At 75.3% G+C, this 267-nt stretch carries 1 pseudogene; it reads left to right on the top strand.

The annotated features are described in order from the left end of the window. Positions 1-267: pseudogene (locus F0U47_RS21475) on the top strand (histone deacetylase); the annotation flags it as partial.

Here is a 267-nt window from a genome sequence, read left to right as displayed (position 1 = left end):
TCCCCCCGGGCGGTGCCCGGAGCAACCCCGGCTGCCGCGACACCAGCCCGCCGGCCGGCACCAAGCCGCTGTGGCTGCCCGGCAGCGTGTACTTCGCGGGAGCCTCGAGCGTGTGGGGCGGGGGCATGGCGTTCTACGACCCCACCACGCCCGGTCCGGTGGCCGCCCGAGGCTGGCTGATCACCGTGCACCAGCTCGCCGACCTGATCACGCAGGAGATGCACGCCGAGCCCGGCAGCCGACCCGACCTCGAGCAGCGGATCCGCG

Origin of the sequence: Nocardioides antri (assembly GCF_008373765.1) — a bacterium.
GTDB lineage: Bacteria > Actinomycetota > Actinomycetes > Propionibacteriales > Nocardioidaceae > Nocardioides > Nocardioides antri.
This window is presented reverse-complemented; position numbering and strand designations above follow the sequence as displayed.